Source organism: Enterococcus sp. LJL51, assembly GCF_049894025.1.
Lineage (GTDB): Bacteria > Bacillota > Bacilli > Lactobacillales > Enterococcaceae > Enterococcus_L.
Map to the genome: position 1 here is coordinate 215,962 of NZ_JBNEQE010000001.1, position 24,091 is coordinate 240,052.

At 39.8% G+C, this 24,091-nt stretch carries 25 protein-coding genes; 2 read left to right on the plus strand and 23 right to left on the minus strand.

Annotation, left to right across the window (positions count from 1 at the left end; all coding sequences use genetic code 11):
• Positions 1–629: 629 nt before the first annotated feature.
• From ACPWSO_RS00980 to ACPWSO_RS01055, 16 genes are all read right to left on the minus strand, one after another.
• Positions 630–1,373, minus strand: coding sequence for a DivIVA domain-containing protein (locus tag ACPWSO_RS00980; protein WP_426080900.1), 744 nt, complete (start codon positions 1,371–1,373; stop codon positions 630–632).
• Between the two features lie 19 nt (positions 1,374–1,392).
• Positions 1,393–2,175 carry an RNA-binding protein gene (locus ACPWSO_RS00985; RefSeq protein ID WP_426080901.1) on the minus strand — a complete coding sequence of 261 codons (783 nt, stop codon included), beginning with the start codon at positions 2,173–2,175 and terminating at the stop codon, positions 1,393–1,395.
• A 21-nt stretch (positions 2,176–2,196) separates the two neighbouring features.
• Entirely contained in the window at positions 2,197–2,469 is a 273-nt protein-coding gene (locus ACPWSO_RS00990; protein ID WP_426081152.1) for a YggT family protein, read from the minus strand.
• Between the two features lie 20 nt (positions 2,470–2,489).
• Entirely contained in the window at positions 2,490–3,137 is a 648-nt protein-coding gene (locus tag ACPWSO_RS00995; RefSeq protein ID WP_426080902.1) for a cell division protein SepF, read from the minus strand.
• Between the two features lie 13 nt (positions 3,138–3,150).
• The gene (locus tag ACPWSO_RS01000; RefSeq protein ID WP_426080904.1) at positions 3,151–3,828 is read right to left on the minus strand and encodes a YggS family pyridoxal phosphate-dependent enzyme; all 678 of its coding nucleotides are present in this window, start codon (positions 3,826–3,828) and stop codon (positions 3,151–3,153) included.
• 15 nt (positions 3,829–3,843) lie between these two features.
• Positions 3,844–5,106, minus strand: a complete 1,263-nt coding sequence (ftsZ, locus tag ACPWSO_RS01005; RefSeq protein ID WP_426080905.1) for a cell division protein FtsZ — start codon at positions 5,104–5,106, stop codon at positions 3,844–3,846.
• 26 nt (positions 5,107–5,132) lie between these two features.
• A complete protein-coding gene (gene ftsA, locus ACPWSO_RS01010) occupies positions 5,133–6,464 on the minus strand; it encodes a cell division protein FtsA (RefSeq protein WP_426080906.1) in 1,332 nt (443 codons plus the stop codon).
• Between the two features lie 151 nt (positions 6,465–6,615).
• Positions 6,616–7,566 carry a cell division protein FtsQ/DivIB gene (locus tag ACPWSO_RS01015; RefSeq protein WP_426080907.1) on the minus strand — a complete coding sequence of 317 codons (951 nt, stop codon included), beginning with the start codon at positions 7,564–7,566 and terminating at the stop codon, positions 6,616–6,618.
• Between the two features lie 105 nt (positions 7,567–7,671).
• Complete coding sequence (murG, locus tag ACPWSO_RS01020) at positions 7,672–8,766, minus strand: undecaprenyldiphospho-muramoylpentapeptide beta-N-acetylglucosaminyltransferase (RefSeq protein WP_426080908.1); 1,095 nt, start codon at positions 8,764–8,766, stop codon at positions 7,672–7,674.
• An 8-nt stretch (positions 8,767–8,774) separates the two neighbouring features.
• Positions 8,775–10,145, minus strand: coding sequence for a UDP-N-acetylmuramoyl-L-alanine--D-glutamate ligase (gene murD / locus ACPWSO_RS01025; RefSeq protein ID WP_426081154.1), 1,371 nt, complete (start codon positions 10,143–10,145; stop codon positions 8,775–8,777).
• 15 nt (positions 10,146–10,160) lie between these two features.
• Positions 10,161–11,126 carry a phospho-N-acetylmuramoyl-pentapeptide-transferase gene (gene mraY / locus ACPWSO_RS01030; protein WP_426080909.1) on the minus strand — a complete coding sequence of 322 codons (966 nt, stop codon included), beginning with the start codon at positions 11,124–11,126 and terminating at the stop codon, positions 10,161–10,163.
• Positions 11,127–11,158: 32 nt separating this feature from the next.
• The gene (locus tag ACPWSO_RS01035; protein ID WP_426080910.1) at positions 11,159–13,072 is read right to left on the minus strand and encodes a peptidoglycan D,D-transpeptidase FtsI family protein; all 1,914 of its coding nucleotides are present in this window, start codon (positions 13,070–13,072) and stop codon (positions 11,159–11,161) included.
• Between the two features lie 2 nt (positions 13,073–13,074).
• Entirely contained in the window at positions 13,075–13,479 is a 405-nt protein-coding gene (ftsL, locus tag ACPWSO_RS01040; RefSeq protein ID WP_426080911.1) for a cell division protein FtsL, read from the minus strand.
• A 143-nt stretch (positions 13,480–13,622) separates the two neighbouring features.
• On the minus strand, positions 13,623–14,579 hold the full coding sequence (gene rsmH / locus ACPWSO_RS01045; RefSeq protein WP_426080912.1) for a 16S rRNA (cytosine(1402)-N(4))-methyltransferase RsmH: 957 nt from the start codon (positions 14,577–14,579) through the stop codon (positions 13,623–13,625).
• Between the two features lie 16 nt (positions 14,580–14,595).
• The gene (mraZ, locus tag ACPWSO_RS01050) at positions 14,596–15,027 is read right to left on the minus strand and encodes a division/cell wall cluster transcriptional repressor MraZ (protein ID WP_426080913.1); all 432 of its coding nucleotides are present in this window, start codon (positions 15,025–15,027) and stop codon (positions 14,596–14,598) included.
• 181 nt (positions 15,028–15,208) lie between these two features.
• Positions 15,209–15,580 (minus strand): DUF3397 domain-containing protein, encoded by a 372-nt coding sequence (locus ACPWSO_RS01055; RefSeq protein ID WP_426080914.1) that lies wholly within the window; start codon positions 15,578–15,580, stop codon positions 15,209–15,211.
• Positions 15,581–16,004: 424 nt separating this feature from the next.
• Between ACPWSO_RS01055 and ACPWSO_RS01060 the strand changes: the two genes are divergently transcribed.
• Both ACPWSO_RS01060 and ACPWSO_RS01065 read left to right on the plus strand, forming a co-directional pair.
• Entirely contained in the window at positions 16,005–16,961 is a 957-nt protein-coding gene (locus ACPWSO_RS01060; protein WP_426080915.1) for a magnesium transporter CorA family protein, read from the plus strand.
• Between the two features lie 64 nt (positions 16,962–17,025).
• Positions 17,026–17,139: a DUF4044 domain-containing protein gene (locus ACPWSO_RS01065; protein ID WP_426080916.1), complete on the plus strand. Its 114-nt coding sequence runs from the start codon at positions 17,026–17,028 to the stop codon at positions 17,137–17,139.
• Between the two features lie 141 nt (positions 17,140–17,280).
• Here ACPWSO_RS01065 and recN read toward each other — a convergent pair whose 3' ends face one another.
• From recN to ACPWSO_RS01100, 7 genes are all read right to left on the minus strand, one after another.
• A complete protein-coding gene (gene recN / locus ACPWSO_RS01070) occupies positions 17,281–18,975 on the minus strand; it encodes a DNA repair protein RecN (protein ID WP_426080917.1) in 1,695 nt (564 codons plus the stop codon).
• Between the two features lie 24 nt (positions 18,976–18,999).
• Positions 19,000–19,449: an arginine repressor gene (gene argR, locus ACPWSO_RS01075; RefSeq protein WP_426080918.1), complete on the minus strand. Its 450-nt coding sequence runs from the start codon at positions 19,447–19,449 to the stop codon at positions 19,000–19,002.
• Between the two features lie 402 nt (positions 19,450–19,851).
• On the minus strand, positions 19,852–20,673 hold the full coding sequence (locus ACPWSO_RS01080; RefSeq protein ID WP_426080919.1) for a TlyA family RNA methyltransferase: 822 nt from the start codon (positions 20,671–20,673) through the stop codon (positions 19,852–19,854).
• A 13-nt stretch (positions 20,674–20,686) separates the two neighbouring features.
• A complete protein-coding gene (locus ACPWSO_RS01085) occupies positions 20,687–21,577 on the minus strand; it encodes a polyprenyl synthetase family protein (RefSeq protein ID WP_426080920.1) in 891 nt (296 codons plus the stop codon).
• The gene (locus tag ACPWSO_RS01090) at positions 21,574–21,807 is read right to left on the minus strand and encodes an exodeoxyribonuclease VII small subunit (RefSeq protein ID WP_426080921.1); all 234 of its coding nucleotides are present in this window, start codon (positions 21,805–21,807) and stop codon (positions 21,574–21,576) included. Before ACPWSO_RS01090 ends, ACPWSO_RS01085 begins: the two co-directional genes overlap by 4 nt.
• 1 nt (position 21,808) lies before the next feature.
• Positions 21,809–23,155, minus strand: a complete 1,347-nt coding sequence (xseA, locus tag ACPWSO_RS01095; RefSeq protein ID WP_426080922.1) for an exodeoxyribonuclease VII large subunit — start codon at positions 23,153–23,155, stop codon at positions 21,809–21,811.
• A gap of 9 nt (positions 23,156–23,164) precedes the next feature.
• A complete protein-coding gene (locus tag ACPWSO_RS01100) occupies positions 23,165–24,010 on the minus strand; it encodes a bifunctional methylenetetrahydrofolate dehydrogenase/methenyltetrahydrofolate cyclohydrolase (RefSeq protein ID WP_426080923.1) in 846 nt (281 codons plus the stop codon).
• Positions 24,011–24,091: the final 81 nt, after the last annotated feature.

A 24,091-nucleotide genomic window follows, 5' to 3' on the forward strand; every position in this document is an offset into this window, starting at 1 on the left:
TAAAAATTTATCTCTTTAGGGCGTATCTGAAAGCTTCAATCAAATCTAGAGCTTTCAGATACGTCCTAGTAAGAAGTATAAAATTTTATAAATGACTTCAATTATCGGTTCACTACTCAATCGTTTAGGTAACAGCTGCTAAGGCTAGCCTAGCAGAATGAACACAATAACTTTTTTTAACCGCCTACTGCTGTTCATCATCAATTCACTTCGTTCATTGTGATTCTTACAGAGGTTACTACGCTCTGGTCGTCGCCTACTGCTGTTCATCATCAATTCACTTCGTTCATTGTGATTCTTACAGAGGTTACTACGCTCCAATCGTCGCCTACTGCTGTTCATCATCAATTCACTTCGTTCATTGTGATTCACAGCAAAAAGCACCTTCATCCCAAGGGACGAAAGTGCTCGCGTTACCACCCAAATTTAGAACTGTCTCTTATGACAAAAACTTAAAACAGTTCCCTCTGTTGATTGGTAACGGAATCAGCCGTCAAGCTTTACTTTATATTCAAACTTGAAAACAAATAGAGGATCTTTCCGGCAACAGGGTCTGCTAATCTTGCACTGTCATTAGCTCGCTGTAAAGATTGTGTACCAGCTTTTCTGTTCTATTTTTATTCGTTCAATTATTCGTCTATAGATGGTGTACTATTCAGAAAATCCATTGAACCTGCTAACTGCTCATTCAACTTCTTTGCATCTTCCAGAGATTCAATATGTGTGTTCACTTCCGGCATAGCTGCGCCAGTAGACCCAACAGCTTCCTCTTGAGGTTCCTCAGTTAATTCTTTAGATAACACTTCCTGAATTACTGAGTGGCTATCACTAACATAGCTTGAGAATGGCTTCAATAATTCATTCCATTCTTCACTCTTAACTTGCTCTAATTGAGATTCCAGCATTAAGGTTAAGCGCTGATGGAATACTCTGGATTTTTTCTTCAAGTCGTCAGTTTCAGCAGCAAGCTGTCTTGCTCGATCTGTTGCTTCAGTTAAAATTTCTGATGCTTTATCTTCCGCAGCAGTAATCAGCGCATTGGAACGTCGCTCTGCATTCACAACCATTTCATTTGCTGTATTTTCAGCAGATGTAACAATGACTTCTGATTCTTTTGTAGCGCTGGATTTTACTTTATCAGCCGTATCCTGGGCTACAATGATCGACTGGTTCAAGGCATCTTTAAGTTCATTGAAATACTGCAGTTTTTCCTCTGCATGCTTCAGTGATTTTTCCAATTCACGGACTTTTTGCAGAGAATCTTCATAATCCTTAGTGACTTGATCTAAAAAATCATCAACTTCATCTTGATTATACCCTCTCATTTTAGTTGAGAAAACTTTATTTTGAATATCTAACGGGGTTAACGCCATGATTCTTCACCTCATCCATTTATTTTCGTAGTACTCCCAATAACAAACGATATTTATCTTTTTTAGTTTTTCCCTCTAACTCCTGTATCTGTATTCTACCAAATCCTCTTACAGATATAATATCCAACAACTCTAAAGGAAAATCCGGCCGCAAATTTTCAGACCAGTTGATTTTGACCTTTCCAGATTCTATCAGCTGTTTCGAACGCTGTCTTGAAATATTATACACTGTAGAAATCAAATTATCCAGACGCAAAGAGCTGACTGTTGTTTTCTCAGTCATCCATTCGTCCTTTGGAGTAATGATTTCCGTATAATTTTTTTCTTCTAAACGTACAGCTATTTTCCCGATTTTTTCAATCTGTGCAGTGACAAAATTCATCATCTCATCTGCAATGAATAGTTGCCATCTTTCTCCATCAGAAATAATATCACCAAAATACTCACGTTTAATCCCCGTACTCACTAGTGTACCTAATATTTTTCCATGAGATAATGACGCAAATTTCGTTGGATAAACAATTTCAAATAGATTGATTTTAAAATCTTCTGTCGCTGGCTCATAGTACTCTGGAAAAATCAAACATCTTTTCCTTTCAGCCTGCTCATATCCGCCATAAAAACGAAAAGATAAATCACTGTCTTGACGAATCAAGGTCTCCAAAATATATGCTTGCCTTGGATCTAAAAATTCTGTCAGATAAGGCGCATATTGATCTTCTACTCTCTCAAGCCAATCCCCTACTGAATCAATAAAAGGATGCTCATCTTTTCGGAAATGCTGATACACATTTTCATTCACAAGATAAACCACCCTTCTCGATTAACGTATAAGAGACCAAACCAGCATATTCAAACCGCCGCTGGCTAAATTTAAAACAATAATAGCAATCATAATATTGAAACTAATCATCCCAATATTCAGATTTAACCGATCAAACAAACTTAGATATGGTTCACATATCCTAGAAAGCAACCGCCCCAAAAAGGAATCATACGCTCCCGGAAACCATGAAAGTAATGCATAAATAACAAGTAAACCGGAGTAGATTTGAACTCCCTTATTAATGTAATATAAAATCTGAACAATCGCGATAATAATGATTACCTCCTACACTAAAAATCAAACATCTGCTTTTTAGCTAATGACTGTGCAGTCGCACTGTCTATTTCCATATTTGATGGTGTACACAAGAAAATTTCGTCTCCCACACGCTGAATGTCGCCATCCAAAGCATAGACTGTTCCCGTAAGGAAATCAACAATTCTTCTTGCCTGACTCTCTTCAATTAAATGGAAATTAATTAGCACAGCTTCATCTACAATAATATGTTTCGCAATATTCATTGCCTCAGAATAAACTCTAGGCTCAATAATCGATATTTTTACAGATCTTCCAGACTGACCAAACTCCTGTTGGGCAGCTGAGGTATTAGAATTGTGCATGGAGACAACTTTCTTCTGATTAACAGATCTTGTCTGATGACTATCATTATTATTCAGATTCTGATGTTTTTCCGTTGAACGATAACGAGCTGACGGTTTTTCCCTCAAAGGTTCAGCCGCAGACTCATAAGACTGCTTCCGAATCGTTTGCTGTTGAGGAACCGCCTGTTGCTGTCTTACTTGCTGCTGTCTTACCTGTTGCTGTCTTGGTTGTTCATTAACAGCCTCTTGTTCCAGATAATTGTCATAAGTATCATATTCATCTTCACCAGACAATCCGAAAAAATTTGATAAAGCATTCTTATTAAAAATTGACATAGATTCCCCTCCTTTACGCACCTCTAAATAATCCTCTGCCAACACGTACAAATGTTGCACCTTCTTCTACTGCAATGGGATAATCATCTGTCATTCCCATGCTTAAATCAGTACAAGGTGCATGTGCTAATTGCAACTTTTGTATCACAACCTGCAAGTCCTTCAACTCTGAGAATATCTCTCTAAGCTTCTGTTCTTCAGCATTCAAAGGTGCCATGGTCATTAAACCAATGACCCGAATTTTATCCATTTCATGTAGCTTAGAGATAAAATCCGCTGCTTCTTCTTTTTTTATTCCATGTTTGCTCTCTTCTCCAGAGACATTTATTTCTACAAAACAGGAAATGGTTTTACTCGCTCGTTTTTGTATTTCTTCCGCTAGGCTTAGACTGTCGAGGGCGTGAAAATAATCGACGTTGTCAATTATCAATTTTACCTTTCTCCGCTGTAAATTACCAATCAAATGCCACTTTAAAGACGAAAATTTTTCTAAAGCAGCTTTTTTCTCCAATAATTTATCTACACGGTTTTCAGCAAAATCCATCACGCCCAATTCAGCCAGCGCTTCTGCGGTTTTAATATCAACAGATTTTGTTACAGCAACCAGCGTTACCTCTGATGCTGGACGTGAGACAGTTTCACATGCCTGCTCGATAGTTTTTTTTACTTCATTTATATTATCAATCAGCATGTTCAAAAAATCCCCTTATCTTTTTCTGCGGAAGAATGGCGGTGTATTCAACTCGTCATCACCTTGTCCAGATTCTTCACGATGGAATGTTTCAAAGTCTTTTTTCTCTACATGTTCAATTGTTGTCTCTTCAACTTTTGGACGCGTGTTTTGTTCACGACGGATATCCCAGTCGCCAAACGCACTTGCTTCTTCCTGCTGTTGCTGAGGCTGAGAACCACGCGCCTTTTCCATATCAAGAACAGGTGCCTGCTGTACAGACTGAATTTGATTATTTGTATTGTTGTTTCTCATTGTCCGCTGAGGACGTTTTTCTTTTTTAGAAGGGTCGATTCCTGTAGCAATCACTGTTACACGGATTTCATCGCCTAAGTCTTCATTGATAGATGTTCCTAAAATGATATTAACATCTCCTGTAGCAGCAGATGTTACAATGTCAGATGCATCCTGTGCTTCAAACAATGTCATATCAAGCCCGCCTGTAATGTTCAGCAGTACTTGCTCTGCGCCATCAATAGAAGTTTCTAGTAGTGGAGAAGAAATAGCTTTCTTCGTTGCTTCAATCACACGGTCTTCACCGCTGGCTACACCGATTCCCATCAAAGCAGTTCCTTGATTTTCCATTACAGTCTTCACATCCGCAAAGTCCAAGTTTACATAGCCTGGTGCTGTAATTAAATCGGAAATACCTTGTACACCTTGGCGCAGTACATTGTCTGCTTCACGGAATGCTTCAAGCATTGGTGTCTTTTTATCAACAACTTCTAGTAAACGGTTGTTGGAAATAATCAGCAGCGTATCCACATTTTCTTTTAGTAAAGCGATACCTTCTGCTGCAAAGCGACCTCTTTTAGGACCCTCAAAACTAAACGGGCGAGTAACTACGCCAACTGTAAGCGCACCTAGTTCCTTAGCAATTCTTGCAACAACTGGTGCAGCACCTGTACCAGTTCCGCCGCCCATACCTGCAGTAATGAAAATCATGTCAGCACCCTGAAGTGAATCAGAGATTATTTGTTCACTTTCTTCTGCTGCTTTTTGTCCAACTTCAGGTTGAGAACCTGCACCCAACCCTCTAGTATATTTAGGTCCAAGCTGGATAACTGTTTCAGCTTTTGAGCTTTTCAATGCTTGGACATCTGTATTGGCTGCAATAAATTCTACGCCCTTGACATTTTCTTCAATCATACGGTTGACAGCATTGCCGCCGCCGCCACCGACACCGATGACTTTAATGACAGCGCCATTATTGATGTTATTATCTAAAGAAAATTCCATATTATCGTATCCTCCTGTATTAGTGATTAATCAAAGATATTTGAAAAGAAATCTTTGATTTTTCCAGTTACTTTTTCGTTTGATTCATGTGTTTCATGTTCATCATAATTCATTTCCATTTGTTCGTCCGGATAGCTGTCATAGCTTGCTTCCGGCTGCTGTACACTGATTGTAGAAACAGAAGATGTTGATTTGTTTCCTGGAATAGCCCCTTTAGCAATATGGTAAATTTCAGGCAGCTGAGCACTATATTCAACAATACTAATTACATTTGTAAATACAGGATTTCTCAGACCCATGTGATTTGGAACATAAAGCTTCACATTTACGCCAAAAATATCTTGTGCTAAATCTACAACGCCCGGCAGACTAGCGCCGCCGCCGGTAAGAATAATACCTCCCGGTAATTCCAATGCATCGATTTCATCCAGAACTTCTTTTGATTTCTTAAAGATTTGTTCTACTCTTGCCTCGATAACTTCAGAAAGATAGCGTTCATCCACTTTCACAGGTTCAGATTTCCCAATAACATCCACTGGGAATTCTTCGCTGACGGATGTTCTTTCAGGGAAAGCATCCCCATAATTAATCTTCAGCGCTTCTGCGTTATTGAATGATGTATTCAGTACGATGGAGATATCTTTAGTTACAAATTCTCCGCCTTCCTGATTTACATGATTGAACTTGAGCTGTTTATCGTGCATTACTGCTGTGGTAGTCTGACCGCCGCCCATATCAATAACAATCGTTCCAAACTCTTTCTCTCCATCCGATAGAATAGTTTCAGTCAGAGCTAGAGGTAGGATAACCATTTCATTAATAGCTAAACCTGCCTTTTCTACACACTTTCTTGTGTTGTGAATGATTGTTTTAGGTCCAGTAAATACCACACCAATCATTTCCAGACGCACACCGATCATACCACGCGGATCTTTAATTCCTTCAAATCCATCTACAGTAAATTCCTGAGGCAGTATTGCAACGATTTGACGTTCCGGAGGAGTTGAACGAACCAAAGCTGCCGATGCGACATTTCTTACATCTTCGTCATTGATTTCTTTTGACTCACTACTTACAGCTATCATTCCTTGGCAGTTTTCTACTTCCAACATATTAGCTGGCAAACCTACGTTCACACTTTTGATCTGAATCCCTGCTTTTTCTTCAGCCTGTCTTACTGCACGCTGAATTGCACTCACAGTTTTATCAATATCAACAATGATCCCTCTGTTTAATCCATCTGATTTTGCGTTTCCCACGCCAATTATATTCATTTGACCTTCGATAAATTCAGCCACTACAACTTTAACTGATGTTGTGCCAATATCAAGGCCTACATACATTCCAGTTTTTGCCATGAATGGGGTTCCTCCTCCTAATTAATCCAATATGTAAGCGAACCTGTAAAGCTCGTTTATCTATTTTTTTATCAATACTCACTTCTTTCAATTCTACCATAAATATAGGCTTTTTAGAAAGAAGATTCTATTTTTTTTCATGTTTATTTTTTTAATAACCTTCTAAAGGTATTTCAGAGTCTTCAACTGTACTTTCGGTTGTTTGATTCGTCTTGTTTTCATTGCCGTGCGGATAAGAGAAAATGCCCACTTCCATATCAATAACACCAGGTTCTTCCATCTGACTTGCAACCTGTGTATAGTATTTCATTTTTTCAGTCAACTGAGAGATATTAACAATTACTTCATTATTATCCTTCATATAAATTCTGACTAATTCTTTGTTTGAGTCTGACGGCGCATATTTAATCTCAGATATAGCTTCCTTCAGCTCATTCGGTAATTGATTATACGATTCCATCAGCTCTCTTATCAGCTCTTCATCTGAGAAATTCTCGAATACCGGCATACCGCTCACTGGGCTTTCCAGCTTATCAGGAAGGACTTTACCATTCTCCAGAATCGGATGATAGCTGCCCTCCAATGATTCTAAAGCCATTACCTCGTATTCCTCAATACTAATTTTAAAAGAATTAATCCCATTTAAAGTTACTGATGCACGCTTCACACGTGGCAGCGTTTTTTCAATATTCTTCTCGTTAACAGAACGGTTCCAGTACTGCTCCCATAGGGACTCACCCTGTATCAGCTTTGAGTCTGCCAGAATATCTTCTGTTTTAGTATCCTTATTTCCAGTCACTGAGACAGACGACAGCTTACTTAACGGAGAAATAAAATAAACCAGAATCAAAATAGCAGCGGCAGCAATAGAAATAATGAGCGTTAGCCGGCGAATCAGCCGTGTATTTCTCACCTTCTTAACATTGGGCAGACGGTCTGCAAAAGATTCATAAGAAGGCGTCGATTCTTCCGGCTCAACAGATTCAGTCGAGACTTCTTCTTCCACTTTCTCTTCTGTTTCATTTTGTTCTTCTATCTCTTCCTCTTCGGAAGGCTTTCTATTCTCAGGATGCCAGACTGGCGATTCTCCCTGACTCTTCATATACTCCAGGTTTTCTCTCTGCCAAGGCGTCAGCTCTTCTTCCGTTTGCGGAGGTACTGAATCATTATTCTTTTCGTCTTCCTTACTAATCTTTTACACCTCCTGTCATTGGACAAGCTCTTTTACTACATCATAAAGGCGTTTTCCAGCATCTGGAATTCCTTCTTTTTGAGAAGCTTCCGCCATTTTTTTATGAACGGATTCGTCCAGCAATATGCGGTCAACTGCTGCAACCAATGTCGCGCCAGTCAATTCCTCATCACGAATCATTTTGGCCGCACCAGCCTTAACCAGGCTTTGCGCGTTCTTTGTTTGATGATCATTCGTAACATACGGACTGGGAATCAGAATAGCAGGAAGCCCTAATGCAGTTATTTCAGCGATTGAGGTTGCGCCTGCTCTACCTACAATCAGCTGGATATTCCCCATAACCTCTGCCATTTTATCAATATATGGCTGGATACTCACATTTTTCAGCTTTCTTTTAGAAAGATTTAACTTTTCTTGAAGCTCTTCGTAATAACGATCTCCTGATGCATACAATACCTGATAATTTTTTTCTTCAAAAAAAGGTAAAGCCTCTACAAAAGCCTGATTAATTTTTAAAGCTCCGCGGCTTCCACCAAAAATAACAACTGTCGGCTTATTCGGAGATAGTCCATATTCTGTTAAGACATCTGAGCGTTTCGTGTCAGCAACCTCCTGAGCACGAGGGTTTCCTGTCAGGACCACCTTATCACTCGGAAAGTAGTCTGCCACATCGGGAAAACAAATAGCTACCTTTGAGGCAAAACGGCTTAAAAACTTATTCGTCACTCCTGGAACACTGTTCTGTTCATGAACAATCGTAGGTATTTTCAGCTGCTTAGCGGCTGCAACCACCGAACCAGAAACATAACCACCGGTTCCAATTACTATATCTGGCTGAAAAGAACGGATGATTTTCTTGGCTTTCCCTATACTCGATAGAAAAAGATACACAGTTTTAAAATTTTGTGGACTCAAGGAACGACGAAACCCCTGAATTTTAATTGTATTAAAGGGAATTCCATATGGCGGTACGATTTTACTTTCCAGTCCGTTATCAGTTCCAACATACATAAATTCAGCAGTTGGTTCCACTTCCTGGACATATTTAATAAACGCCAGTGCTGGATAGATATGACCGCCTGTTCCTCCACCTGTTACTAAAATCTTCATCGCTCTTCTCACTTTTCTATTTGTTTTAGCTGTTGAAAGGCCTGCATAAACTTATCTCCGCGAATTTCAAAGTTTGGGTACTGATCCCAGCTCGCACACGCAGGCGACAGTAAAATAGTATCATTTTTTTCTGAAAAATCATAGGCTTCTTTAACCGCAGTTTCAACATTCTCTGTCAATTTGATCTTGCCAACACCAGCCTGTACAGCAGCCTGATATAATTTATCCTTGGTTTCTCCAAATAAAACCATCCCTTTCAGTCCAACAAGTGAAGGAATCAATTCATCAAATTCATTGCCTCGATCCAATCCTCCGGCCAAAAGAATCAATTGTTCATTTTCAAATCCGCTTAGCGCTTTTTCAGTCGCTAAAATATTCGTCGCCTTAGAATCATTATAAAATTTTCTTCCATGAAGCTCACCAACATACTGTGTTCGATGGGGAACGCCGGTAAAGCTCTTTAAGGTTGCTCTGACTGCTTCATTCGTAACCTTTTTCAGCTTAGCTACAGCAATGGCAGCTAAAGCATTTTCTATGTTATGACTTCCCGGAACACCTAATTCAGCAGCCTTCATAACAGCTTCATCTTTGTAGTATAAAACGCCGTCTAAACAATAGGCTCCATCAACTTTGGCTTCTACTGAAAATGGAATAACCGTTGCTTTCGTCGTCTCACTCATTCTGCGCAGTTCTTCCTGATCCCAGTTTAGAATCAGATATTCAGTGGCTGTCATATTTTTTTGAAGCTGCCATTTCGCTTTAACATATTCCTCACGTGAGCCATGATAATCTAAATGCGCTTCATATAAATTAGTAATTACTGCGATTTCCGGCTTAAATGAATCAATTCCCATTAACTGAAAACTGGAGAGCTCCATGACCAGTTCATCTGCCTTGTCCGCTTCCTGTGCTACTTGACTAGCTGGAAATCCGATATTACCGGCCAAACGAGCTGTTCCTGCTTCACGATCAGCATTCAACAGCAGTCCAATCATCGTGGTCGTCGTTGTTTTTCCATTCGTACCAGTAATCCCAATTATCGGGCACTCGGCAATCTGATAGGCTAGCTCCACTTCGGTAAGCACGGGCAGTCCTTTTTCAACAGCTCGTTCAACTAAAGTATTGTTGTAAGGGATACCGGGATTCTTGACTACCATGTAAAAATCTTCATCCATCAGCTCGATAGGATGTCCTCCTGTAACAACACGAATACCCAAGCTTAATAAATCTTGGGCATCAGGGTTTTGATCAAATTGTTTAAAATCATTTACAGTAACCAGCGCACCTAACTCGTGCAGCAGTTTTGCCGCACTAACTCCACTTTTTGCCAAACCAAGAACTAAAATTTTCTTATTTTCGTATGTCGTAATTTTTTTCATCATTTTTCCCCTTCACTAGAACAAAATCCAAAGTGTGAGTGCTGACCCAATCAAACCAACTAACCAAAAAATAATATCGATCTTCCACTCAGACCAGCCGCACATCTCGAAATGATGATGAATCGGGGACATCTTGAAGATTCGCTTACCAAATACTTTAAAAGAAAAAACTTGCAGCATCACGCTTGCTGTTTCACAAACATAAACAAAACCAATTAGCAGAAGCGTCCATTCCTGTCTGAGTATAATTGAAATAGCCGCCAATAATCCGCCCAAAGCTAAAGAGCCTACATCGCCCATAAATATCTTAGCCGGCTTTTTATTATAAGGAAAGAATCCTAGCAAACCACCGATTACACTTAAACAAACAATTACAACATCGAATTGCTGTTGTTTCCAGGCGATAATCGCATAGGTTCCAAAAGAAATCGTTCCTAACCCAGAAACAAGACCATCAATTCCATCCGTCAAGTTCACTGCATTTGAAAAACCTACTAACCAAAAAATAATGAATACACCGTACAACACGCCCAAGGGCAGTTCTACGACTTCAAATAAATTGATACTATCTGGTAGTCCTTCCATTCGGTAAACCAAATAAAAGACAATCCCACCTAAAATTTGACCAATCAGTTTTTGACGAGAGTTTAATCCCATATTACGTTTCTTAAAGATTTTGATAAAATCATCTAAAAATCCAAGCAAGCCATATAATACTAAAATGAAGAGCATAACGAACACAGATGCTGTCAGCTGCTGCAGCCACAATCCGGTCAATAAAGCTGTAACAAAGGCTGCTACTAGAAAAACTACACCGCCCATAGTTGGTGTTCCGGTTTTGACGTTGTGCCAGGTCGGACCTTCTTCACGAGTCACTTGCCCTTGCTTTTTCATCTGGAAATACCCAATGAACATTGGCATGGCGGAAACCGTCAATGCAAAACTAACTGCTATGGGAATAAAAATCTGTGTCCACTCCATATTATCTCTCCTAATTCACTTCAACTTCATAATTAATTTCCAGCAGCAGCTGCTGCGTCTGTTCCGTTTGTTGCGTCTACTGTATTTCCTTCTGCATCTGCTGCTTTGATTTCCATTGCCAGCTTCATCAAAGGATTAGCAATTTCAGCCATAGCTGTTTTAACATAATGCTGAGGTCTTCTCATCGTTACATACAAGATATATTCAGGGCTTTCTGCCGGTACCATCTCCACAACAGAATACGTATAATCTGTGTCGCCTTCCATATATCCGCTTTCCCCTGTAATCTGAGCTGTTCCTGTTTTAGCAGCTACGTGATAGTCCGGTACCGTATATACATCGTAGGCAATTCCGTAAGTTGGATCTTCAACCGTATCTACCATGTATGTCCGCACATCATTTACTGCCTGTGCACTCACTGGTGTTCCAACTTCTTCTCTTTGTGTTATTGTTTCTTCTCCGGTGTCCGGATTTACTATTTTACTAATGTATTGAGGTTTAAGCATTGTTCCATCATTTGCAAACGCAGAATAGCCCTGCATCATTTGAAAATTTGTTACGGAAACAGCTTGTCCGAATGAAGACATTGCCTGATCGACAATATTATCCCCTGGAATAGTTCCTTCTGATTCATTTTCTAATCCAGAATTAGTCGTTTTGCCAAATCCAAAATTTGTCAAGTACTGCTTCCAAGTTTCTCCGCCCATCATTTCTTCCAGTCGAAGCATTCCTACGTTACTGGACCATGAAATGGCTTGACGAAATGTCAGCGTTCCTTTTTCACCCTTATCCCAGTCATTAACCACAACTCCACGGTCAGGATCAAGATCCACACCGCCGTACGGATAAACAAACGTTGCATTTGGATCGAATACTCCTTGCTGAATTGCAGCAGCTGCTGTAAATATTTTCATTGTTGAGCCTGGTTCAAAAGCATCCTCTACTAAAATATTCCGCCAGACAGAATCACCACCCAAACCTTCTTTTGTTGCTGGATCAAATGACGGCCGCTGAGCCATCGCAACAATATTTCCGGTTTTTGCTTCCATCAGCATAGCCGTCATATTTTCCGGTTCATATTTTTCCACTACCGGATTAAGCAAATCTTCAAGCCGCGTCTGTAACCTGATATCTAATGTTGTATAGATATCTTTTCCTTCTTCAGCTTCAGCGTCTTCTATTACAGAACCAGGAATTGGATTACCGTTGACATCTTTTTGATACTCAATTTTTCCGTCTTTCCCGCTAAGCAGTTTGTTATAAGATTTTTCCAGCCCCATTTTCCCAACCAAGCCTGTTGATTCATCATCAGGATCTGCTAAATCTGTATATCCGATAAAGTGGGAAGAAAAGACACCATTTGGATAAATTCGTGCCGGATGGTCTTCAAAATAAACACCTTCTATTTTACGTGCTTCTAAATCACTCTCAATATTCTGACGTGTCTCCAGAGAAAGGTCCTTGCCGTTTGTACCAAATTCCACCTGGAACTGCACTGTACCATCGTCTTTTGTTCCATTGTTTAAATATTTCAAAGCCTCTTCTTTACTCAGGTTCGTATACTTGTCCAAAACCTCGGCAATCGCATCATAATCTTTTCTTTGAGCATAGAGTTTTTTATTATCCTGACCTAAAAAGTCTTCCGACAGGACAACATAAAGAGAATAAGACGTGGCATCTTCTGCAATGACCTGTCCGTTCTTATCTAAAATAGACCCGCGTTTAGCTTTTATCACTTTGCTGCCAGTATATAAGGCTTCAGTCTTTTCTTTAAGAGAAACACCTGCCACTTTTCCTGCACCAATGATATAGGTCAATCTAACAGCAAACAAAAAGAACAACCCAATACTTGTAGCAAATAAAATAATGCCTACTTTTTTACGATTGTTCATTGGATTTAAATTTTTTTTCTGAATAAACGCTTTTATTCTTTTTCTTTTACTCATAATCAGTTCACTTTCCTTAAGTTTCCATCATTTTCTGAAAGACCTTGCTCTTCAGCAATTTTCTTGATTCTTTCTGCTTTGGAAAGCTCATTTCTTTCCTGTTCCAGCTTCAGGGCCTTTTCTTCTTTTTCTGTGATTTCAGCTTGAGCATCAGTGATTTCATTAGTTGTCTGAACAATTGCCGTTCTCACTTGAATCGTCAGTACAGCCATACTGATAGCTGCGGCTAATAATACAACACTTAAGAATTTTTCAAACAACGAAACGTTGCGTAAACGCTTCTTTGGAGAATAGGGTAGAGCACTTGGCGTCTGAGTTTTTTTTACAGGACTTTCTGTTTCAATGACAGCTTCGTCAATTACAGGTAAGTCATAAGATGTTTCTTGGTATTTTTTCAACTCAGCCATGCTGCGCTCTCCTTTCCATCTATCAATTATCAAATTCAGGTTCCGGTAAAAGAATCTCATTCTTTTACTGCTCTATGAACAAATACCTGAACTTTTTCTTCTATTATATAAAGTACAATTTCTCATCATTAAGAATAAGACAATCAATTAGATTCTTTGATTTTTTCAGCTATTCTCAGCTTTGCACTGCGGGAACGGTTATTTTCTTCCAGCTCCTGCGCACTCGGCAATAGCGGTTTCCTGTTTATCACCTTAAGTTCGGGTTGAAACTCTTCTGGAATCACCGGTAATCCTGGTGGTAAATCCTTCACCGAACTATACTCTCTAAAAATCGTTTTAACAATCCGATCTTCCAGTGAATGGAAAGTAATTACACTAATTCTTCCACCCTTATCCAAAAGAGCAATCGCCTGTTCTAATGATTCTTCGATTACACTTAGCTCGTCATTTACAGCAATGCGTACTGCCTGAAAAATTCTCTTAGCAGGATGTCCGCCGCTGCGTCTGGCTGGAGCCGGAATCGCTGTTTTAATAATATCCACCAATTCGCCTGTTGTTTCTATTGGCTGTTTTTCTCGAACACGCTCGATTTCCCGAGCAATCTGTTTCGAAAATTTTTCTTCTCCATAACGAAAGAAAATCTTTATTAGTTCTTGGTAGGAATAGTCATTTACTACATGGTAGGCACTAACTGCTGCCGACTGATCCATCCGCATATCCAGCGGTGCATCTTTATGATAGCTGAATCCTCGTTCCGCCTCATCCAGCTGCGGGGAAGAAACACCTAAATCATATAAAACCCCATCGACACGAGTAACCCCATAATCAGCTAGTCTTTCCTGTAAATAACGGAAATTAGACTTAACAAATGTTACCATACCTTTATCTACATACTCTTTCAATCGTTCGGCTGCGTGATCCAAGGCTTTTTGATCCTGATCAAAAGCATACAGATGTCCGGTTTCATCCAACTGTGCCAAAAGATATTCACTATGCCCAGCACCGCCAAGGGTACAATCTACATATATGCCATTCTTTTTCACAGCTAATCCGTCTACTGTTTCCTTTAACATCACAGTATAATGCTGAAACTCCACCATCTATTGCTCCTCATCCTTAAAAACCAAAATCAATCATCGTTTCTGCGATTTCATCAAAATTCTCTTCAGCTTCTGTAGAAAATGCTGTCCAGCGTTCCTCATCCCAAATTTCAATCCGATTGGAAACGCCAATAATGACACAGCCCTTCTTCAAATCAGCATGAGTTCTCAAAGCAGCAGGGATATTAATTCTCCCCTGCTTATCTACCTCACACTCAGTAGCTGCTGAATAAAAAAAGCGGACGAAAGTACGGGCATCTTTCTTTGCTAACGGCATGCTTTTAAGCTTTTCTTCTAATATTTCCCATTCTGATAATGGATAACCAAACAGACAACCGTCCATTCCTCTCGTCACAATGAATGTTTCTCCTAGCTCATCGCGAAGTTTGGCTGGTACAATCAGTCTTCCTTTGGCGTCAATATTATGTTGAAATTCACCAATCAACATAGCTGATTTTCCCCACTTTTCCACTTGATAGAAACAGTCTACCACATTCTCCCACTTTCTACCACTTAAAACCAGAAAAGTTTCTCTAATTAATTGTTATTTAAAAAGTTTGTAATATTTAAATTTTCGAAGGAAAACGCCATCATACTCTATAGGATAAGCTTTATCCAGTTTTTATCATTTAAAATAGATAATGTCCAAGATTGGCTAAAATCATCAGCACATAAACAACTAAGATTAATAAGAAGTTCAATCGCCAAAACATCTTGAAAAAGCGTCCATAAATCAGTTCCCCATAGTAATATGCTTGAAATACTGCCACGCAAATTCCCAACAGTAAAATCGAAATCAGCATATACGGGATAATCGACTGCCCATAGGTATCCTTGGACAGCACATGAAGCCCAATCAACAGAAATGGAATGGCAATATCCGGCGCCTTGATTTTATAAGTTTCTGCAAGCGAAAGTCGTGAAATGAGATAATTCACTGCAAACAATACAGCGACAGGAAAAACATACCAAAGAAGCATAACAATTGAAAAAGAGACCATTCCAAACAATTCCTTTCTAACACTTAATTTAACTATACTTTATTTAGTTTACATACATGTTTCATTTCCTTTAAAAATTCATGCCTAAATAATACTATTTTACAGGTCCTTACGTTACTGCACAAGAGTTTTATCCTTTATAATAAGTATAAGTAGTAAAACTAAAATAAAACGATAATATTCTGGATACTTTTACTTCCTTTTAAGCCGTTGCTTGTGCAGACTTCTTTAACAAAAAAGGAAGATAACTAAAGGTTAAACAGGCTGTAAAGAGCCCATACTCCTTCAGATTAATAGTATGAATGTTTCACTTATTCAAAAAAGCTAGTAGAATGGTAGATAGGCAAAACTAAATACCAATTATCAATCTAATACAGTAAGTTTATCTGCATGTTTATAGTATTACAGAAAGAGGTGCTATTGTATGATTACATTTTTTAAAAGTACTGCTGAAGGTTTTAGTCCCCAATCAGAGAACAACAAGGAAGTTGACTGGCTTATGGTGGAGATGCCGACCACTGAGGACATCAAATATCTGCTTTCAGCTTATGATCTGCCAAAGGATTATCTAACCAGTGTACTTGATGAGAAAGAGAACGCGCGTGCCGAAGGGAACTGGCACGATAGCACAAAGCGTGCAGCACTAATTTTGATTGAGTATCCCTTCGCCTCCGTTAGTCCCAGCGGCTATATGCAGCTGGAAACTTATCCTTTTGTAATGATTCGGACAACAAACAATAAAATAATTACGATTTCAGATAAACCGGCAGATTTTATTAACAAGATTAAGTTAGAGCCTTATACTGGAAATGAACTTTCTTTTCAGAGCTATTTGCTTTTTCGGGTTCTTTGGCATATTTCCAAAAACTATAATAATTTTCTTACAAAAATTATTGATGAAATCAACCATCTTGAGGGTGAACTGAAAGTAGCAACTGAAAATAAACAGTTATATCAGATGATGGATATTCAAAAAAGTCTGGTTTATTTTGAATCTGCTCTTTCAGAAAATTTGAATGTAGTTAACAAATTATATAATGACCGCAAACATTCTGAAATGATTGACCACCTGCCCTTCCTTCACGACGTGCTGGTGGAGATGAAGCAGGGATTAGCAACAACCCGAATTGAGCTGAAACTGGTGGATCAGATTAGCAGTACGTTTTCAGCAATCGTCTCAAACAATCTGAACATCGTCATGAAGGTGCTAACTTCCTTAACAGTGGTACTGACAATCCCAACAATCATTGGCGGTGTTTACGGTATGAATGTAAAGCTTCCCTTTGCAAATCGGGAAGATGCCTTCTTCTGGATTTTCTTAGTAACTTTCGGTCTCTGCGGACTTGTTATCTATTATTTGAGAAAAAAGAACCTCCTCTAAATTTTATATTGCTGTTTCTCACAAAAGGTTGTAAACTATAAAAAGACAAAGGATGTGAGGACAAATGGGAAAAAAGAAAGATAGTACGCTATCAAAAATCACAAAAGTAGTCGTCTGGTTGATGTTGATTGCCATTGTCGGTTCAACGATACTCACTGCAATTTTATACCTTAGATAGACGAATATTCAGATGGTCCGGATTTTGTTTTTTAGACTGCTCTAGACCTCTATTTTTGATTCAGCTTAATAGCACAAAAAGGCACTGACGAGTTTTTCGCCAGTGTCTTTTTGTCTAAATAAACTTAAGCAGTCATACTACTTACTGCTGCTTTTTTTCTCTTTCTGCTAATTGAAGCAGCTCTTTTGCATGCTCTACTGTTAGCGGAGTAATCTCGCTGCCGGCAAGCATTCGTGCAATCTCATCCACACGTTCTTTACCAGTCAGCATTCGTACGTTTGTCTCTGTACGATCATCAGCTATCTCTTTTGAGATAAAGTATTGATAATCCGCTGTCGCTGCAACCTGAGGCAAGTGAGTGATACACAATACCTGAGAGTCGCTGGATATCTGATGAATTTTATCAGCGATTGCCTGGGCAACCCGACCGCTAACGCCAGTATCCACTTCATCAAATACAATACTTGTAATCCCCTGAGTTTTTGAAAAAATCGTTTTTAGCGCCAGCATTACCCGGGAGAGTTCTCCTCCTGATGCTACTTTAACCAGCGGCTTCAGCGGTTCACCAGGGTTTGTAGTGATATAAAATTCAACCTGATCCAAGCCGTCTTCCGTAATTGCCTGTTCATCGTGCTCCAGAAACTTCACTTGGAAAACTGTTCTTTCCATATAAAGTTCCTTCAGCTCTTTTAAAATGCTTTTTTCTAAAACAGCGGCCGTTTTTTTCCGTTCACTGCTCAACTGTGCACCTAACTTCAGCACCTGATTTTTCTTATCTGTCAAAACTTCTTCCAGCTCGCCGGCTTCACCGTTCAGTTGACCGTTTTCAGCTAGCTCAGCTGTTATTTCCTGATAATACTCAAGGATAGCTGTGACTGATTCTCCATATTTTCTTTTTAACTGTCGAATCAGTTCCAACCGGTTTTCTACCTCATCCAAACGTCCTTCATCCAATTCCAGCTGTCCTAAATGACGGGACAAATCAGCACTAGCTTCCTGTAACTGATAGTAGCCATTTTGAACAGCCTCGGAAATAGTCAGATAATCAGAATCCAGCGTTTCAATTGTTGCCAGCTCATTCATCGCATATGCCACTCGGTCTAAGCTGCTGTTCTCTTCGCCGTTAATCGCTTCGTAGCTTTCTGCTAAAACATCTGCAATCTTCTGGAAGTTTGCCAGCTTATTTCGTTCTTCCGTCAGCCGTTCTTCTTCACCAGGCTGGAGCTTCGCTTCCTCAATCTCATTCCTTTGGAACTGCAGCATGTCGATTCGCTGAGCGAAAGCTTTTTCATTTTTCTGAAGGTCTCTGACGCGCTTTTCTAATTGCCTGTATTCCAGATATATCTGGGTATAATTGGTTTTAAGCTGTCGCAATCGACTGCCGCCAAAATCATCCAGCATACCTAAATGACGGTCATTATGCATCAATTCCTGATGCTCATTCTGCCCATGAATATCTACCAAATATTCACCAATACGTCTTAGTGCAGCTATAGTAACTATCCGTCCGTTTACTCGGCAGATATTTTTTCCAGACGTAAAAATGTCTCTTTGTAGAATCAAAATTTCTTCTTCCCGTTCAATGCCCTGCTCATCCAGCAATGCATAAAGCTCTATATTCTCTGGTAAAGCAAAAACACCTTCCAAAGTACACTTGGAAGCTCCTTGTCGAATAAAATCACTAGAGCCGCGCCCGCCAGTCAGTAACCCTACTGCATCTATGATAATCGATTTCCCCGCCCCAGTTTCTCCGGTTAGAACGGTCATTCCTTCATGAAATTCCAATTCAAGAGAAGAAATAATTGCAAAGTTCTTTATTGAAAGCTGCTGCAGCATACTACTTCACCTCTAATTCATTGTTTATAAATAGTTAAAAAACTCATCTCTTAAAAAAACAGCGGCAGCTTCTGTACGTGTAATCATTAAAATACTGTCATCGTCACAAATCGTTGAAAAAAGCTGTTCTTTATATTGCTTTTCGATTAAGTCAGCAGACGCTTTGGCGTTCCCGGGAATCGTATGTAATACAACAAATTTTTCCATTTGATCCACAGAAACAAAAGCTTCCTTCATCAGCTTGTTCAGCTTATGAGCGGTATCTTCATTTGTTTCCATAGGAATGCTATAACGGTAGCCGCCATCTACCGAAGGTATCTTAATCAGCTTCATCTCTTTAATATCTCTTGAAATGGTTGCTTGTGTTACCTCCACGCCTTTTTCATTTAGCAAAGCAACAAAATCTTCCTGCTTTTGAATATCATTGTCCGAGAGCAAACGGGTGATTAATCTATGCCGGTCTTTCTTTCTCATAGTAATTTACTCCTTTTCAGGTTCATTTCCATTTCATCATAGCGTATTTCTACCCATTTTTAAAGTAATAAAAAATTAATTTCTGCTTTTTATTACATATTTATTCATCCATTATACGTTTATCTGTCGTACTTACCCGTTTCAAAACATCCGTCTTTTATTATTTGAGATATTTACGGTTAAATAGAAAAGTAAGTGGCATACATTCTGACTCTTATTCGCCAATTAAAACTATTAGATATTCTAGCAGAGAATGCTCAAAAGAGCTTCACTACAGCTCATTCTTTTTTCAGACTTTATATACTCTTTAAAATTTCTTGTCCACAGTCTTTCAGACTCTCTTTGTATAAAAAAGCTGGAAGTGATTGAAACAACCCTTTCCAGTTCTCATATTCTGCTATTCTATTCTTTATTCTTTAATTCCTGATGTGCCTGTTCGACGATTTGATTAATCGTATCAATTGATAGAGATCCTCCAACTTCGTCACTTGAAACAAGGTGAACGAGAAATTCGATATTTCCTTCTCCCCCAGTAATTGGCGAAAAATCCAAAGCTGCTACTTCATAGCGATTACTAGCAGCAAAGTTCAAAATATCCTCCAACACTGATTTATGAACAGCCGGGTCACGGACAATGCCCTTTTTCCCAACCTGTTCTTTCCCTGCTTCAAACTGCGGCTTAATCAATGCTACGACATCTCCACCCGCTGTTAAAATCTCATGCAGCGGCGGCAGAATCAGTCGCAAAGAAATAAAGGAGACATCAATCGTTGCAACTTCAGGCTGTCCATGAGTAAAGTCCTCAGGTTTGCTATAACGGAAATTGGTTCGCTCCATCACTACTACCCGTTCATCCTGCCTAATTTTCCATGCAAGCTGATTATAGCCTACATCCAGTGCATAGCTCATCTTGGCACCATTTTGCAAAGCAACATCCGTGAATCCGCCAGTAGATGAGCCAATATCAAGCATCACCTTCCCATTCACATCGATGTCAAAAACCTTTAATGCTTTTTCCAGCTTCAGGCCGCCTCGGGAAACATAAGGCAATGTCTGCCCTTTAATCTGCAGCTTTGTTTCAACAGCTATTTTTTCTCCCGGCTTATCAAGCCGCTCATTCTTTTCATTATATACTAAGCCAGCCATAACACTCCGCTTCGCTTTTTCTCTCGTTTCAAACAAGCCCTGATTAAATGCCAGAACATCTACACGTTCCTTTTTCATGTGTTCGTCTCCCTCATTGAAGCGCCAGCTGCTTCAAAATTTCTTTCAACAGCTCAGGCTGAAATTCATCATTATTTTTTTGAACCTCAAGCAGCTTCGACTCAGCGGAAGCCATTTGCTCTTCAAACGCAGTCTTTGCTCCTTCCACGCCCAACAACCCCGGATACGTGCTTTTATTCAGCGTTTCATCTCTGCCTACCTGTTTTCCCAGCTCTTCTTCTGAGCTGATTACATCCAGCAAGTCGTCTCTAATTTGAAAAGCTAATCCCAAATGCTGAGCAAATTCACCAAGAAGCTCCACGATTTCTTCTACCTGTTCCGATAAAATACCACCCGCTAATAGCGCAAACTCAATTAATGCACCTGTCTTCTTTTTGTGAACATCCATTAGCTGCTCCAAGCTCAATGAGCGCTGTTCTCCCTGAAGATCTCCTGCTTGTCCTGCAACCATTCCTTCAGTACCAGCAGCTTTTGTTAACAGCTGCAGCAACAAAACCTTTTCGTTCATCTCCATCTGACTAAGACTAAGCAGTTGAAAAGCAGCAGTCAACAAACCATCTCCTGCCAAAATCCCATGAGCTTCTCCATAAACCTTATGATTTGTCGGCTTACCTCTGCGCAAATCATCATCGTCCATCGCTGGAAGGTCATCATGAATCAGCGAATAAGTATGAATCATTTCCAATGCCGCAGCTGTTTGATAGTCCTTTTTCTCCAGCTCTCTGCCAAAAGAAAGGACTGTAGCTAGAACCAGCAAAGGTCGCAGGCGCTTTCCTCCAGCTTGAATAGAGTACAGCATACTCTCTTTTAGATAGCTATTTGATGTGTGCTCTTCAAGAAAATCAATCATTTCCTGTTCAATGAGAGGAACTTGAACCGAATAAAAGTTGTTGTATACCGTCATTCGCTCTCACTCGCTTCAAAAGCAACTTCTTCATTGCTTTCTGTCATCATTTTTGTCAATGTAGTTTCAGCTTTTTCTAATGTATCCTGACATTTTTTACTTAAAACCATTCCCTTTTGAAAAGCGTCCAGCGCTTCCTCAAGAGGAACATCTCCCCGTTCTAAGCGCTGAACAATTTCTTCCAATTCATTTAGCGATTCTTCAAATGTTGGTTCATTCTTTTTAGGCATTTCACTGCTCCTCTTCTTTCAATTCGATAGACGTCACTGTCGCCTGGACCGTTCCGTCGATATAGTGCACTGTAATCTGCTCCTCAGTCTGCAGCTCTTGTGCTGATTTAACGACGTTCTCTTCTTTGGTGGTATAGCTGTAGCCGCGGCCCATGATTTTCAACGGACTTAGCAGGTCAAGCTGCTGAATAGCTGAAAGAAGCCGCTGCTGTCTGTTTTCCATGTATTGTTCCATCCGATCCTTCAACCGCTGGTCAACAAAAGTCAGCTGCTGCCGACCTTCTCTAAGTCTCCCGGAAAGATTTTGCTGCTCCAGACGACTAATAATCCGCTGCGCCTCTTGATAGGTTTCATGATAGATAGTCTGCATGCCCTGCACCAGACGCTGGGTTGTCTGGTCCAGTTTGATTTTCTGTCCTTCATACAAACGATCCGGTTGAAGAAAAACATAAGAATTTTTCAAACGAGTATAGCGATCTGTTTTTTGCTGCAGAAGATAAAGAAATGCCTGCTCCAGACGATTCTGCTTCTCCCTGATTCGCAACAGCTCTTCAGATAGTACAGGAACAGCCAGTTCTGCCGCAGCGGTTGGCGTAGCCGCCCGGACATCCGCAACTAAATCAGCAATGGTTACGTCTGTTTCATGTCCTACTGAGGATATAACTGGTGTCTTTGCTTGATAGATTGCCCGGGCAACCTGCTCTTCATTGAACGGCCATAAATCTTCAATTGAACCACCGCCCCGGCCGATGATCGTCGTATCAAAATTTCCTAATTCTTCTACCTTTTGAATATTTTTTACAATATCCGAAGCTGCTTGATTTCCTTGAACCAAGGTTGGGAAAAGCACAAGCTGAGCAATAGGATATCTTCTTTTTACGGTCGTTATGATATCCCTAATAACAGCTCCGCTTGGACTTGTGATAACTGCAACTCGTTTGGGATATCGAACTAACGGCTGCTTGACTCCATTGAAAAGCCCTTCCTTTGCCAGCTTTTCTTTTAGCTCTGCAAGTGCCTGATACAAAGCTCCTACACCATCAGGTTCCATATGCTCAATATAAATCTGATACGAACCGCCATTTTCATATAATGAAATCCGACCGACAACAAGAACCTTCATCCCCTCTTTGGGCTGGAATTTTAGTTTTTGAAAAGCTGATTTAAACATAATTGCTGAAATCTTCGCCTTGTCGTCCTTCAAACTGAAATACTGGTGGGCATTTGCCCGCAGCCGGAAATTAGAAATTTCTCCAGTCAAGTATACTCTGCCTAAATAAGGGTCTGCATCAAATTTACGCTTTAAATATTTTGTTAAGGCAGTGACTGTTAAATACTGCTGATCCATCCTATTCACCTATTTCAACTTTTTTGCGGCCTCAATTGTCTGATACATCAGCATCGTAATCGTCATCGGACCTACACCTTTAGGAACTGGTGTAATAAAGCTAGCTAACGGCTCAACTTCATCAAATTTTACATCCCCGATAAGCTTGCCGTTTTCATCACGGTTCATTCCAACATCAATGACTACTGCGCCGTCTTTCACAAACTCCTTTGTCACAAAGTGACCTCTGCCGATAGCCACTACTAAAATATCCGCTTCTTTTGCCAGCTCCGGAAGATTTTTTGTTTTCGAATGAGCAATTGTTACGGTAGCATTTTTCATTAACAACAGCTGTGCCATAGGTTTCCCTACAATGTTGCTTCTGCCGATAATAACTGCTCTTTTTCCTTCAAGATTAATATTATATGCTTCAAACATTTTCATAATACCGTAAGGCGTACAAGGAATCATCACTGGATTTCCTACAAATAAATGACCTAGATTCATCGGATGAAAGCCATCTACATCCTTTGCCGGATCAATCGCCAGCAACACCTTCTCTTCATCTATGTGAGCCGGAAGCGGCAACTGAACTAAAATCCCATGAAAATCAGCCGATTGATTGTAATAGGCAATTCGTTCTAGCAATTCGTTTTCACTGATTGATTCCGGCAAACGCTCTACTTTCGAATAAATACCAATGCGCTCAGCTGCTAAATCTTTATTTTTAACATAGGTCTGACTTGCTTGGTTTTCTCCAACTAATAGTACAACTAACCCAGGACGGATGCCCTCTTCTCGTAAACGGGTAACTTCTTCCTTCATTTCAGCCTGCAGCTTGTCTGCCAGCTCTCTGCCATTAATTAATTGTCCCATCCTGCCACTCCCTATCATTTTTTCAATGCTTTTATTCTAGCATAATTTCCCCTTACATTACACTATAAGAAATAAAGCTTT